Here is a 12,493-nt window from a genome sequence, read left to right on the forward strand (position 1 = left end):
TTGCGGAGGTGTGCATGACGTACGTACCGAAGGGGAGCGCGGCCGAGGGGCCGTACGCCCTCGACATCGACCCCAAGAGGGCCGGCTGGGCCTATTCCGGGCTGCGGGTCGTCGAACTGGAGCCCGGCGGAACGCACGCGTTCGCCACCGGTGAGAGTGAATGGATCGTATTGCCGCTGACCGGCGGCTGTACGGTGCACGCGGAAGGCGAGATCATCGAACTGCTGGGCCGGGAGAGCGTGTTCAGCGGAGTCAGCGACTTCGCCTACCTTCCCCGGGATGCCCAGATCCAGATCGCCTCCGGCGCGGGAGGCCGCTTCGCCCTGGCAGGAGCGAAGTGCGAGCGTCGACTCCCCGCCCGCTACGGCTCCGCGCCGGAGGTTCCCGTCGAGTCCAGGGGCAGCGGCGGCTGCGCCCGCGAGGTGCGCAACTTCGCGTCCGCCGACGCCTTCGACTGCGACCGGCTCATCGCCGTCGAGGTGATCACGCCGGGCGGCAACTGGTCCTCGTACCCGCCGCACAAGCACGACGAGCACCGCCCCGGCGTCGAGGCCGAGCTGGAGGAGATCTACTACTTCGAGATCGAGGGCGACGGGGGATTCGGGTACCAGCGGGTGTTCCCGTCCCGCGAAGGCGGCACCGACGTCCTCGCCGAGGTCCGCACCGGCGACGCGGTCCTGGTGCCCGACGGCTGGCACGGTCCCTCGGTCGCGCAGCCGGGACACGCGATGTACTACCTGAATGTGATGGCGGGTCCTGGTCAGGAGAGGGAGTGGCGGATCTGCTTCCACCCCGATCACACGGAGGGATATCAATGACGATGGCCCCGACGAGGACCGTCCGGCTGACCACCGCGCAGGCGCTCGTGCGCTTCCTGTCCCGGCAGTACACCGAGCGGGACGGCGACCGGCAGCGGCTGATCGGCGCGACCTGGGGCATCTTCGGGCACGGCAACGTGGCGGGGATCGGGCAGGCGCTCGTCGAGCACGCCGACGAGATGCCGTTCCACCAGGGACGCAACGAGCAGGCCATGGTGCACGCCGCCGTCGGGTACGCCCGGCAGTCGGGGCGGCTCTCCACCCACGCGGTCACCACCTCCATCGGCCCCGGCGCCACCAACCTCGTCACCGGCGCCGCGCTCGCCACCGTCAACCGGCTGCCCGTCCTGCTGCTGCCGGGCGACACCTTCGCCGCCCGGCCCGCCGACCCGGTGCTCCAGCAGCTCGAAGTGCCCTACGCGGGCGACGTGTCGGTCAACGACTGCCTGCGCCCGGTGTCGCGGTACTTCGACCGCGTGACCCGCCCCGAGGCGCTGATCCCCGCCGCCCTCGCCGCGCTGCGCGTGCTCACCGACCCCGCCGAGACCGGCGCCGTCACGCTCGCGCTGCCGCAGGACGTCCAGGCGGAGGCGTACGACTGGCCGGAGGAGTTCTTCGCCGAGCGGACCTGGGCCGTGCGCAGGCCCGCGCCCGACCCGCGCGAACTGGCCGACGCGGTGCGGGCGGTGCGCGAGGCGCGCAGGCCGCTGATCGTCGCGGGCGGCGGCGTGCACCACAGCGCCGCGCAGGAGGCCCTGCGGGAGCTCGCCGACGCGACCGGCATTCCCGTCGCCGCCACCCAGGCCGGCAAGGGCTCGCTGCGCTTCGACCACCCCGCGGACGTCGGAGGCGTCGGCCACACCGGCACCGCGACCGCCGACGAACTGGCCCGCACCGCCGACCTGGTCATCGGCGTCGGCACCCGCTACAGCGACTTCACCACCGCGTCGGGCACCCTCTTCGAGCGTCCAGGGGTGCGCTTCCTCAACCTCAACATCGCGCCCTTCGACGGCCACAAGCTGGCGGGCGCCACACTGATCGCCGACGCCCGCGCCGGACTCCGGGCGCTCACGGCCGCGCTGCGCGGCCACCGCGTCGAGCCCGCCTACGTCGTCGAGTACACGGACGACAAGGAGCGCTGGGAGCAGCGCGTCGACGCCGCGTACGCGACCGACGAACCGGACGTACGCCCGACGCAGCCCCAAGTTCTCGGCCTGCTCGACGAGTTGGTGACCGAGGAGGATGTGATCATCAACGCGGCGGGGTCGCTCCCCGGCGATCTGCACAAGCTCTGGCGGGCCCGCTCGGCGCGGCAGTACCACGTCGAGTACGGCTACTCCTGCATGGGATACGAGATCCCGGCCTCGATCGGCGTCGCGCTCGCCGCGCCGGACCGGCCCGTGTGGGCGCTGGTCGGCGACGGCACCTATCTGATGAACCCCACGGAGCTGGTCACGGCCGTCCAGGAGAACGTCCCGATCAAGGTCGTCGTCCTGCAGAACCACGGCTACGCCTCCATCGGCGGGCTCTCGGAGTCCGTCGGCGGCGAGCGCTTCGGCACCGACTACCGCTTCCGCGCGCCCGACGGGACGTACACGGGGGACGCCCTGCCCGTCGATCTCGCCGCCAACGCGGCCTCGCTCGGCATGCGGGTCCTGCGCGCCAAGACCATCCGTGACCTGCGCGCGGCGCTGCGCGAAGCGCGCGGGGCAGACCGTCCCACATGTGTCTACGTGGAGACGGAAACGGCAGACACAGTGTCGGGCCCGCCTCCCGCACAGGCGTGGTGGGATGTGCCCGTGGCCGAGACCGCGACCCGAGCGTCGGCGGTCAAGGCCAGGGAAGAGTACGACCGGCACGTCACCGCCCGACGCCGCCACCTGTGAGAGTAGGGATGCTTGTCATGACGAAGACCGTCAATCACTGGATCGGTGGGAAGCCTGTCGAAGGCGCGTCCGGAACGTTCGGCCCGGTCACCGATCCGGCGACCGGCGCCGTCACGACGCAGGTCGCCTTCGCGTCGGTCGGCGAGGTCGACGCGGCCGTCGCCGCCGCCCGCGAGGCCTTCGCGACCTGGGGCACCTCCTCGCTCGCCAAGCGCACCGCGATCCTCTTCAAGTTCCGCGCGCTGCTCGACGCCAATCGCGACGCGATCGCCGAGCTGATCGTCGCCGAGCACGGCAAGGTGCACTCCGACGCGCTCGGCGAGGTCGCCCGCGGTCTGGAGATCGTCGACCTGGCCTGCGGCATCACGGTGCAGCTGAAGGGCGAGCTGTCGACGGAGGTGGCGAGCCGCGTGGACGTGTCGTCCATCCGCCAGCCGCTCGGCGTCGTCGCGGGCATCACGCCGTTCAACTTCCCGGCCATGGTGCCGATGTGGATGTTCCCGCTGGCCATCGCGTGCGGCAACACCTTCATCCTGAAGCCCTCGGAGAAGGACCCCTCGGCGTCGATGAAGATCGCCGAGCTGCTGAGCGAGGCCGGTCTGCCCGACGGCGTCTTCAACGTCGTGCACGGTGACAAGGTCGCCGTGGACCGTCTCCTGGAGCACCCGGACGTCTCGGCCGTCTCCTTCGTCGGTTCGACGCCCATCGCCCGGTACATTCACACCACCGCCTCCGCCAACGGCAAGCGCGTGCAGGCCCTGGGCGGCGCCAAGAACCACATGCTGGTGCTGCCGGACGCCGACCTGGACGCGGCCGCCGACGCCGCGGTCTCCGCCGCGTACGGCTCCGCGGGCGAGCGCTGCATGGCCATCTCCGCCGTGGTCGCGGTCGGCTCGATCGCCGACGAGCTCGTCGCCAAGATCAAGGAGCGCGCCGAGAAGATCAAGATCGGCCCCGGCAACGACCCGGCGTCCGAGATGGGCCCGCTGATCACGGCCGCCCACCGCGACAAGGTCGCCTCGTACGTCACGGGCGCCGCGGCCCAGGGCGCCGAGGTCGTCCTCGACGGCACCGGCTACACCGTCGAGGGCCACGAGGACGGCCACTGGATCGGCCTCTCGCTGCTCGACCGGGTGCCGGTGACGGCGGACGCCTACAAGGACGAGATCTTCGGCCCGGTCCTGTGCGTGCTGCGCGTGGACACCTACGAGGAGGGCGTGGCGCTGATGAACGCCTCGCCGTTCGGCAACGGCACGGCGATCTTCACCCGCGACGGCGGCGCGGCCCGCCGCTTCCAGCTGGAGATCGAGGCGGGCATGGTCGGCGTGAACGTGCCGATCCCGGTACCGGTGGGCTACCACTCCTTCGGCGGCTGGAAGGACTCGCTCTTCGGCGACCACCACATCTACGGCAACGACGGCACGCACTTCTACACCCGCGGCAAGGTCGTCACCACGCGCTGGCCCGACCCGTCGGACGCGCCGTCCGGGGTCGACCTGGGCTTCCCGCGCAACCACTGAGGCGCCCCCTCACCGGCTCCCGAGCCCCCGGCCACCCCGGCCGGGGGCTCTGCCGTTGGTTCACCGTTCTACGATGCGTGTGCACTACATGAGAGGCCGTGAGCATGCCGCACATCGACATCGACTACGCCGACACCCTGTCCGGCGTCCTGGATCTGCCCGCCCTGGTGGCGGAGCTGCATCCGCTGGTCGTGGAGCGGGTGGACTCGGTGGGGGTCGGCAAGACGTTCTGCCGGCCCGCCGCGGCCTTCGTGGACGGCAGGCCCGAAGCCCCCTTCGTACACGTCACCGTGGGTCTGCTCGAAGGGCGCACGAGCGGCGTGAAGGCGAGGCTCTCCGAGGACGTGCTCGCGCTGCTCGGCAAGCACCTGTCGGGGGTCGTCGACGGCGCGACGTACTCGGTGGAGGTCCGCGACCTCGACCCTTCGTACCGGCTGCATCCGACGCACTGAGTCATGGCGGGGTGACCGAGGGTGCGGCGGCACTGTCCGGATTCCGGACGGTGCCGTTTCTTTTTTAACGGCTCCTTTGCGGTTCCCGTGCACAGGGCGCAATTCGGGCAGCTAAAGCATTCGAGTTCATATGCCTGTAAAGGCAAGGTCATCTCTGGTGTTCTCATGCTCATTGCAACACCAGGGGGCAAACTCTTGGGAAAGCCAGGCGACTTGGGCCTTGGCGCACCTGCGGATTCCGTAGGCAAATGACCGTTGACGTTCCGGTTACCGCCGGGGTTCGATGACGCGCCGGGAGTCACTGGAACACACAGCTCGACAGCCTTCGGAGGCGATAGCGCTCCCGGCCGCAGCACCTGCCGCACGAGTCGATCGGAACCGCGCTCCATGACCGATACGCTTCGCCCGCCCACGCCCGCCGCCACCGAGGCCCCCTCCTCGGCGGCCCCGGCCGGTCAGGGCGGCCACCAGAAGCTCAAGCGTTCCATCGGCGTCGTGGGAGGCACCCTCCTCACGCTGTCCTGCGTGACGCCCGCCTCCACGCTCTTCGTGGTCGTGCCCGACCTCTTCTCCACCCTCGGCACCGCCACCGCGCTCACCATCGCGATCGGCTCGCTGCTCTGCGTCGGCGTGGCCTTCTGCTACTCGGAGCTCGGCACGCTGATCCCCAGCGCGGGCGGCGAGTACGCGATGGTCTCGACGATGGCGGGACGCCTGGCCGGCTGGCTGGTCTTCGTCCTCTCCCTGCTCGTCGTCATGATCGTGCCGCCCGTCATCGCGATGGGCACGGCCGACTACCTCGCCCCCGTCGTCCATCTCGACCCGTCCTACGCGGGCGCGGGCGTCATGATCCTCGCGACCCTCGCGGGCCTGCTCGACCTGCGGGCCAACGCCTGGATCACCGGCATCTTCCTGGTCCTCGAAGTCATCGCGGCCGGAGTGGTCGCCGTACTCGGCTTCACGCACGCCGAGCGCGGTCCCGCCAGCCTGGTGGACCTGTCGGTGGCGTCGGGCTCCGGGTCGGGCTCCGGCGGTGTCGACACCGTCACCGCCATGCTGATCGTCTCCGGCCTCGCCATCGCGCTCTTCGTCACGCAGGGCTTCTCGACGGCCGTCTACCTCTCCGAAGAGCTGGAGAACCCGCGCCGCAACGTCGCCCGCACCGTCCTCGCCACGCTCGCCATCTCCTCGGTCATCATCCTGGTCCCGGTGATCGCGATCACCATGGGCGCGGAGAGCCTGACCGCGCTGACCGAGGGCGACATCAGCGGCATGGTGACGGCCTGGTCGAACTCGGCGGTCGGCACGTTCGTCAGCCTCTGCGTGGCCCTCGCGATCATCAACGCGGGCATCGTCATGGTCATCCAGAACTCCCGCGTCCTGTTCGCGTCCGCCCGCGACAAGGCATGGCCCGCGCCGGTCAACAAGGCCCTCGCGCGCCTCGGCGGCACCGGCGCCCCCTGGGTGGCCACGCTCCTGGTGGGCGTCCCCGGAGCCGTGCTCTGCTTCGTCAACCTGGACACGCTCTACGGGGTGACCGGCGTCTCCGTCACCGGCATGTACCTCCTGGTGGCCGTCGCCGCGCTGCTCGCCAGGCGGGGCTCGCACGGTGGACGCTCGGCCTGGCGCATGCCGCTGTGGCCCGCGGTCCCTGTGGTGCTCATCGCCGTACTCGCGTACATCCTCAGCCAGCAGGAGGTGCCCTACCTCCTGTGGACCGGCGGGATCGTCCTCGCGGCCACCCTGTACTGGGCGCTCTACCTGCGGCCGCGGCGGGAGACGCGGTGGCTGGTGAGCATTCCGGAGGACGAGCTTCCGATCACCTGAACGACCAGTTGAGCGAGGAGAACTCCCCCTCGTCCCGCGCGCCCGCACTGCGGTACGCCGCGAGCGCGGGGTCGTTGTCCGTGTCGACGCCCACCCACATGCCGTAGCAGCCGCGCTCCTCGGCGAGCGCGGCGAGCGCCTGGATCAGGGCACGGCCCGTGCCGCGCCCGCGGTGCTCCTCGGCGACCGCGAGCTCGTAGAGGAACATCTCCACGCCCTTGTCGGGGTGGATCGTCTCGACGCCGCTGATGAACCCGACCGGAACGTCCGCCCCCTCCTCGTACGCGAGGAAGAGGTGGTGGCCGGGGGTGTCGAGGAAGCGGCGCGCCCACTCGGGGCGGGCCGGGCCGTCGAAGAGGTGTCCGGCAGCGGTCACTTCGGCGACGGTCGTCGCGCGGCGGATCTCCATGCGTACCACGATCGCGGTACGCGGAGCGCGGAGTCTACTCCCGGGGGAGGCATACGGGTTCAGACCGGCGGCTGCCCCGGATGTCAGTCGGCGCCCGTACGGTTGACGGCATGGATCTACGACTGCCCAGGGTCAGGCTCAGGCCCCTCGCGCGGCACGGCAGGCGCAGGCTGCTCGCCGCGGCGGCCGCCGTCGCGGTGCTGGCCGGCGCGGGCACGTGGACGGCGGTCGCCTCGGACGACGGGCCCGCCGTGCACCGCTCGGACCTGATGATCGACACCGACGGCGGCCGGGGCGGCGTCCGGATCGACACCTCGTACTTCACGGCGGGCGACCGCGGCACCGAGCGCCCCGCCGTCCTCATCGGGCACGGCTTCGGCGGCAGCAAGGCCGACCTGCGCGAGCAGGCCGAAGACCTGGCCCGGGAGGGGTACGCGGTCCTGACGTGGTCCGCGCGCGGCTTCGGCAGGTCCACGGGCAAGGTCGGGCTCAACGACCCCAAGGGCGAGGTCGCCGACGTGTCCCGGCTGATCGACTGGCTGGCCAAGCGCCCCGAGGTCCAGCTGGACGGGAAGGGCGACCCGCGCGTGGGCGTCACCGGCGCCTCGTACGGCGGAGCGGTCTCCCTGCTCGCCGCCGGGTACGACAAGCGGGTGGACGCCATCGCCCCCCAGATCACGTACTGGAACCTGGCGGACGCCCTGTTCCCCGACGGCGTCTTCAAGAAGCTCTGGGCCGGTCTCTTCGTCAACACCGGGGGCGGCTGCGACCAGTTCGAGAAGCAGCTGTGCGCCATGTACGACCGGGTCGCGGAGGCGGGCAAGCCGGACGAGCGGGCGCGCGAGCTGCTCGCCGGACGCAGCCCCTCCGCCGTCGCCGACCGCATCAAGGTGCCCACGTACATCGCGCAGGGCCAGACCGACTCGCTCTTCCCGCTCGGCCAGGCCGACGCCATGGCCAAGGCGATCCGCGCCAACCACGCGCCCGTGTCCGTCGACTGGATCGCGGGCGGCCACGACGGCGGCGACAGCGAGCGCGGCCGCGTGGAGAAGCGCGTCGGCGCCTGGTTCGACCGCTATCTGAAGGACGACAAGAGCGCCGACACCGGCCCCGCCTTCCGCGTCACGCGCACCGGAGGCATCGACTCCACCGACGGCGCCGCCACCCTGCGCGGCGCGAGCGGCGACCGCTACCCGGGCCTTTCCAGCGGCCCCCGCGAGGTGGCGCTCGGCGGCCGCGAGCAGACCTTCGACAACCCCGCGGGCGCCAGCCCGCCCGCCATCTCCGCCCTGCCGGGACTCGGCGGCGGCGGCCTCTCCCGGCTCACCTCGCTCGGCGTCGGCGTCTCCCTCGACTTCCCGGGTCAGTACGCGAAGTTCGACTCCGCGACGCTCGGCAAGGACCTGCGGATCACCGGATCGCCCACGGTCCGCGTCCATCTGAAGTCCTCCAGCGAGGACACGGTGCTCTTCGCGAAGGTGTACGACGTGGGGCCGGGCGGCAAGCAGCAGGTGCTGCCCTCCCAACTCGTCGCTCCCGTACGGGTCGAGGGCACCCGGCAGGGCAAGGACGTCGAGCTGACGCTGCCCGCCGTCGACCACGAGGTGCAGAAGGGCCACAAGCTGCGCCTCGCCCTCGCCTCCACCGACCTCGGCTATGCCTCGCCGGCCGCGCCCGCCACGTACACCGCCTCCCTCAAGAGCGGCCTCACGGTGCCGACGGCGCCCGGCGTGGAGACCGCAGCCGCCCCGCTGCCCTCCTGGGTGTGGTGGCTGCCGGCCTCCGGAGCGGTGCTCGCCGCCCTGCTCCTGATCGCCGGACGCAGGCGGACCACGGCGCCCGCGCCCGACCCCGCACTCGCCGAAGTGCCCCTGAAGATCACCGACCTGAGCAAGCGGTACGCGCGCTCCACCGACCGGTACGCGGTCAAGGACGTCTCCTTCACCGTCGAGAAGGGCCAGGTCCTCGGCCTGCTCGGGCCGAACGGCGCGGGCAAGACGACGACCCTGCGCATGCTGATGGGCCTGATCAGGCCCGACGCGGGCGAGATCCGCGTCTTCGGACAGGCGATCCGCCCCGGCGCGCCCGTCCTCTCCAGGGTCGGCGCGTTCGTCGAGGGCGCCGGCTTCCTGCCGCACCTCTCGGGCCGGGAGAACCTGGAGCTGTACTGGAAGGCCACCGGCCGCCCCGCCGACGACGCCCACCTGGACGAGGCGCTGGAGATCGCCGGCCTCGGCGACGCGCTCGCGCGCGCCGTGCGGACGTACTCACAGGGCATGCGGCAGCGCCTCGCCATCGCCCAGGCCATGCTCGGCCTGCCCGACCTGCTGATCCTCGACGAGCCGACCAACGGCCTGGACCCGCCGCAGATCCGCGAGATGCGCGAGGTCATGATCCGGTACGCGCGCGGCGGGCGCACGGTCATCGTCTCCAGCCATCTCCTCGCCGAGGTCGAGCAGTCCTGCACGCACCTGGTGGTCATGGACCGTGGCCGCCTCGTCCAGGCGGGCCCGGTCGCCGAGATCGTCGGCTCCGGGGACACGCTGTCCGTCGGACTCGCCGCCGAGATCCCCGACCCGCTGGTCGACAAGGTCGCCGCGCTGCCCGGAGTGGCCTCCGCGGTCCGCTCGGACGACGGGCTCCTGGTGCGCCTCGACGGCACCGAGGGCGCGAGCGCCGCCCGGCTCCTGCCCGAACTGGTGCGCCTGGAAGTGCCCGTGGAGTCCATGGGCCCGCACCGCCGCCTCGAAGACGCCTTCCTGACCCTGATCGGAGGCGGTGCCGCGTGAGCGCGCCCACCGGAACCGGAACCGGCCTGCTGGACACCGCCCCCGGCTACCGCGCGGGCCGCACCCTGCCGCTGCGGGTCGAGGCGGTCCGCCAGCTCAAGCGGCGGCGCACGCTGGTGATGGGCGCCGTCATGGCGCTCCTGCCGGTCGTGCTCGTCATCGCCTTCGCCGTCGCGGGCGGCTCGCCCGACTCGCGCGACGGCCGGGTGACCCTGATGGACACGGCCACCGCGTCCGGCGCGAACTTCGCCGCGACCTGCCTGTTCGTGTCGGCGGGCTTCCTGCTCGTCATCCCCGTCGCGCTGTTCTGCGGCGACACCGTCGCCTCCGAGGCGAGCTGGTCATCGCTGCGCTATCTGCTCGCCGCGCCGGTTCCCAGGGCCCGCCTGCTGTGGTCCAAGCTCGCCGTCGCGCTCGGGCTCAGCGCCGCCGCCATGGTGCTGCTCCCGGTGGTCGCGCTGATCGTCGGCACGGCGGCGTACGGCTGGGGACCGCTGGAGATCCCGACCGGCGGCGTGCTCCCCGCGGGCACGGCGGCCCAGCGCCTCGTGATCGTCGTGGCGTACGTCTTCGTCTCCCAACTGGTCACCGCGGGGCTCGCGTTCTGGCTCTCCACCAAGACCGACGCACCGCTCGGCGCGGTCGGCGGAGCGGTCGGCCTGACCATCGTGGGCAACGTGCTCGACGCGGTCACCGCCCTCGGCGACTGGCGCGACTTCCTGCCCGCGCACTGGCAGTTCGCCTGGGCGGACGTCATCCAGCCGCGCATGGAGTGGGGCGGCATGATCCAGGGCGCCGCGGTCTCGGTGACGTACGCGTTGGTGCTCTTCGCGCTGGCCTTCCGCGGGTTCGCGCGCAAGGACGTGGTGTCGTGAGTGCCCCGCCACGACGCACCCGCGGAGAGGAGTGTTCCGCGGCGCGCTGAGCCGCATCGGGGCCGCCGCGCCGGCGCCGCCGTATCCGCATCGAGACGGTTCCGCAACGTCCCCGAGCGATCGTTCGAGCCACTCCTCACGTCACAGTCAGGAAAGCCGACGACGTGAGGGGACAGGATGCGGGCAGACACGCGGACCCGGAACATACGCCACGGCGTGCTGGCCGCGCTCCTGACGGGCGGCCTGCTGCTCACCGGTTGCAGCGGCGGAGGCGGCGGCGACCGCGCCACCGCCGACGGCAGGAGCCGGGGAGGCGGCAGCGGACCGCTGCCCGCCCCCGCCTCACCCGGCACGGGCGACGCCGCACGGCCCGACGGCGCGCAGAAAGACGAGCGGAGCGACAGCGCGCCCCCGCCCGACTACCTCTCCACCTTCGCCCTGGACGTGGACACCGCCTCGTACGGCTTCGCGCGGCGCACGCTCGCCGAGGGGCGGCTGCCCGACCCGGCCACGGTCCGCCCCGAGGAGTTCGTCAACAGCTTCCGGCAGGACTACGAAAGGCCGGACGGCGACGGCTTCTCGGTGAGCGTGGACGGTGCCCGCACCGGCGACGACGGCTGGTCCCTGGTGCGCGTCGGCCTCGCCACGCGCGCCGCCGACGCCGAGTCCGAACGGCCGCCCGCCGCCCTCACGTTCGTCATCGACGTGTCCGGTTCCATGGCGGAGCCCGGCCGCCTCGACCTCGTCAAGAAGTCGCTCGGCCTCATGACCGACCGCCTGCGACCCGACGACTCCCTCGCCCTCGTCACCTTCAGCGACACCGCGGAGACGGTCCTGCCGATGACCCGCCTCGGCGACACGGGGGAGCACCGCTCCCGGGTGCACGCGGCGATCGACCGCCTCGAACCCACCCAGTCCACCAACCTCGAAGCGGGCATCACGACCGGCTACGACACCGCCGTGCGCGGCAAGAAACAGGGCGCCACCAACCGGGTCGTCCTGCTCTCCGACGCCCTCGCCAACACGGGCGAGACCAGCGCCGACGCCATCCTGGAGCGGATCTCCGACGCCCGCCGCGAGCACGGCGTCACGCTCTTCGGCGTCGGCGTCGGCAGCGACTACGGCGACGCGCTGATGGAGCGGCTCGCCGACAAGGGCGACGGCCACACCACGTACGTCTCGGACATCGAGAAGGCCCGCGAGGTCTTCTGCGAGCAGCTGCCCGCCCACATCGAACTGCGCGCCAGGGACGCCAAGGCGCAGGTCGCCTTCGACCCGGAGACCGTCGAGCGGTTCCGGCTCATCGGCTACGACGACCGCCGGGTCGCCGACGAGGACTTCCGCGACGACTCGGTGGACGGCGGCGAGATCGGCCCCGGCCACACGGTGACGGCGCTCTACGCGGTGCGGGCCAAGCCCGGCGCCGACGGGCACCTCGCCACGGCGAGCGTGCGCTGGCTGGACCCGGAGAGCCGCGCCCCGCACGAGGAGTCGGCCGGCATCGAGGCCGCCGACCTGGAAGGTGACCTCTGGCGGGCCGACAGCGGGCTCCAAGTCACCGCCATCGCCGCCTACTTCGCCGACGGGCTGCGCTCCGGCACCGACGGCTACCCGAGGCCCCAGAGCATGAAGGCACTCCCCGACACGCCCTCACTGGACGAACTCGCCCTGCGTGCCCACGAGTTGCCGGACCGCGTGGCCGAGAGCAAGCCGGTCCGCGAACTGACCACCGCCGTCGAACAGGCCGTCCGCCTCACGAACGGCGCCGCCCCCGAGCCCGGCGGTACCGGGCCCAGGGGAGAGATCGATCCGAGCCGGGGGACCTAGGGTCTTTCGTTTGGATCAGGCCGGGCTCGCGGGGTCTGGCACGCCCTCCCCCAAGCTCTCGGCTTCGCTCGAGCAGGGAGGTGCCCCCTC

Annotated in this window: 9 protein-coding genes; 8 read left to right on the top strand and 1 reads right to left on the bottom strand. The window is 72.1% G+C overall.

Annotation, left to right across the window (positions count from 1 at the left end):
• The first annotated feature begins 14 nt into the window (after positions 1 to 14).
• The 5 genes from iolB (at position 15) to ACIO9J_RS37220 (ending at position 6,503) form a co-directional block, all read left to right on the top strand.
• Complete coding sequence (gene iolB / locus ACIO9J_RS37200) at positions 15 to 818, top strand: 5-deoxy-glucuronate isomerase (protein WP_402009353.1); 804 nt, start codon at positions 15 to 17, stop codon at positions 816 to 818.
• A gap of 2 nt (positions 819 to 820) precedes the next feature.
• Positions 821 to 2,704, top strand: a complete 1,884-nt coding sequence (gene iolD, locus ACIO9J_RS37205; protein ID WP_402009384.1) for a 3D-(3,5/4)-trihydroxycyclohexane-1,2-dione acylhydrolase (decyclizing) — start codon at positions 821 to 823, stop codon at positions 2,702 to 2,704.
• A gap of 17 nt (positions 2,705 to 2,721) precedes the next feature.
• A complete protein-coding gene (gene mmsA, locus ACIO9J_RS37210) occupies positions 2,722 to 4,224 on the top strand; it encodes a CoA-acylating methylmalonate-semialdehyde dehydrogenase (protein WP_402009355.1) in 1,503 nt (500 codons plus the stop codon).
• 104 nt (positions 4,225 to 4,328) lie between these two features.
• Positions 4,329 to 4,676 carry a 5-carboxymethyl-2-hydroxymuconate Delta-isomerase gene (locus ACIO9J_RS37215; protein WP_402009386.1) on the top strand — a complete coding sequence of 116 codons (348 nt, stop codon included), beginning with the start codon at positions 4,329 to 4,331 and terminating at the stop codon, positions 4,674 to 4,676.
• Positions 4,677 to 5,063: 387 nt separating this feature from the next.
• Positions 5,064 to 6,503 carry an APC family permease gene (locus ACIO9J_RS37220; RefSeq protein ID WP_402009357.1) on the top strand — a complete coding sequence of 480 codons (1,440 nt, stop codon included), beginning with the start codon at positions 5,064 to 5,066 and terminating at the stop codon, positions 6,501 to 6,503.
• On the opposite strand, the gene ACIO9J_RS37225 is transcribed toward ACIO9J_RS37220, so the two are convergent.
• A complete protein-coding gene (locus ACIO9J_RS37225; RefSeq protein WP_402009359.1) occupies positions 6,496 to 6,912 on the bottom strand; it encodes a GNAT family N-acetyltransferase in 417 nt (138 codons plus the stop codon). The two genes, ACIO9J_RS37220 and ACIO9J_RS37225, sit on opposite strands and share 8 nt — an antisense overlap.
• Before the next feature lie 110 nt (positions 6,913 to 7,022).
• Between ACIO9J_RS37225 and ACIO9J_RS37230 the strand changes: the two genes are divergently transcribed.
• The 3 genes from ACIO9J_RS37230 (at position 7,023) to ACIO9J_RS37240 (ending at position 12,403) form a co-directional block, all read left to right on the top strand.
• Positions 7,023 to 9,701: an alpha/beta fold hydrolase gene (locus ACIO9J_RS37230; protein ID WP_402009360.1), complete on the top strand. Its 2,679-nt coding sequence runs from the start codon at positions 7,023 to 7,025 to the stop codon at positions 9,699 to 9,701.
• Entirely contained in the window at positions 9,698 to 10,576 is an 879-nt protein-coding gene (locus ACIO9J_RS37235) for an ABC transporter permease (protein ID WP_402009362.1), read from the top strand. The genes ACIO9J_RS37230 and ACIO9J_RS37235 overlap by 4 nt, the downstream gene beginning before the upstream one ends.
• 177 nt (positions 10,577 to 10,753) lie before the next feature.
• On the top strand, positions 10,754 to 12,403 hold the full coding sequence (locus tag ACIO9J_RS37240; RefSeq protein WP_402009363.1) for a von Willebrand factor type A domain-containing protein: 1,650 nt from the start codon (positions 10,754 to 10,756) through the stop codon (positions 12,401 to 12,403).
• Positions 12,404 to 12,493 lie beyond the last annotated feature (90 nt).

Origin of the sequence: Streptomyces sp. NPDC087300, from assembly GCF_044744425.1 — a bacterium.
GTDB lineage: Bacteria > Actinomycetota > Actinomycetes > Streptomycetales > Streptomycetaceae > Streptomyces.